This window comes from Burkholderia sp. E168m23 (genome assembly GCF_016586125.1).
In the GTDB taxonomy this organism is placed as follows: domain Bacteria; phylum Pseudomonadota; class Gammaproteobacteria; order Burkholderiales; family Burkholderiaceae; genus Burkholderia; species Burkholderia orbicola.
Genome location: NZ_BCPP01001395.1, coordinates 1 through 1,253, shown reverse-complemented (window position 1 = coordinate 1,253; position 1,253 = coordinate 1). Strand labels below are relative to the sequence as shown.

Annotated in this window: 2 protein-coding genes; both read right to left on the bottom strand. The window is 66.6% G+C overall.

Annotated elements, in window-relative coordinates:
• A partial coding sequence (locus JMF90_RS37595; protein WP_201326393.1) for an SDR family NAD(P)-dependent oxidoreductase occupies positions 1–559 on the bottom strand: 559 nt, incomplete at its 3' end.
• A 69-nt stretch (positions 560–628) separates the two neighbouring features.
• Positions 629–913, bottom strand: coding sequence for a phosphopantetheine-binding protein (locus JMF90_RS37590; RefSeq protein ID WP_011546210.1), 285 nt, complete (start codon positions 911–913; stop codon positions 629–631).
• Between the last annotated feature and the right edge of the window lie 340 nt (positions 914–1,253).

Sequence of the window (1,253 nt, the reverse complement as noted above, 5' to 3'; positions counted from 1 at the left end):
CCATCGGCGACGCGATGATGCCGGGCGCCACCGCGTTCACGGTGATGCCGCGCGACGCGAGCTCCAGCGACAGCGACTTCGTCGCGCCGATCAGCCCCGCCTTCGCGGCCGCGTAATTGGCCTGCCCGCGATTGCCGGTCACGCCGGCCACCGACGCGATGTTGACGATCCGCCCGCGCCGCGTGCGGATCATCGGCAGCAGCAGCGGCTGCGTGACGTTGAAAAAGCCGTTGAGCGTCACGTCGATCACGCTGTGCCATTGCTGGCGCGACATGCCGGCCATCGGCGCGTCGTCGTGAATGCCCGCGTTGTTGACGAGGATCTGCACCGGCGTCTCGTCGATGAACGGCTTCAGCGCGGCGAGCGTCGCATCGGCGTCGGTCACGTCGAACGCGATCGCGTGCGCGGCGCCGCCGGCCGCGACGATCCGTTGCGCGACGGCCTGCGCCTGCTCGAGATGGCGGTTCGCATGCACCCACACTTCATGGCCGGCCTGCGCGAGCGCCGTGCAAATCGCCTGCCCGAGTGCGCCGCTGCCGCCCGTCACGAGCGCCCGCATCGCCTTGCTCCGTTCATCGCGTGTTCCCCTCGATCGCTGCCGCCGCGCATCGTCCGCCGAGCGCCGCCGTCACTTCGTGCGATGCGCGGCGACGTAGGCAGCCAGCGCACCGAGCGTCGCAAAGATTGTCTGGTTGTCCGGATTGTCCGAGCGCAGTTCGAAGCCGTATTTCTTCGAAATCAGCAGCGCGATTTCCAGGATGTCGATGGAGTCGAGCCCGAACCCTTCGCCATACAGCGGGGTGTCGGCCGTCACTGTGTCGAGCGGGACGTCTTCGAGATTCAGTTCGCCGATGATCAGCGTGGCGAGCTCTTGTTCCAGTGCGTTCATCATGCGTGCGTGCAGGCGGCCCATGGCAGCGGGAGGCGCCCGGAAACGGCAACCGTCGTGCACGCCCGGCGCGTGCAAATCTCCGTCCCTCCGGCCTCTGCCGGCTTCCCCGCCTGCGTCGTTGGGGGATTGTTTGTAAAAGTTACGCGGATTCTAGACGAAGGGTATCGGGGCGTATACCGCGAATGGTTACAAGACTGGCGAGCCGCCGCGACAGCCCGTTTCGGACGCGAAGGCACGAGACGCTTGAGCCGCTTCGGATGGAAATGGACCGACCCCGCGAAACCGTTCGGCCGGCGCCATACAATCGGTTACAAAACCCGGTCGCGACGTCCCCGAACCGCACTGCCGCCGCCCTAAAATG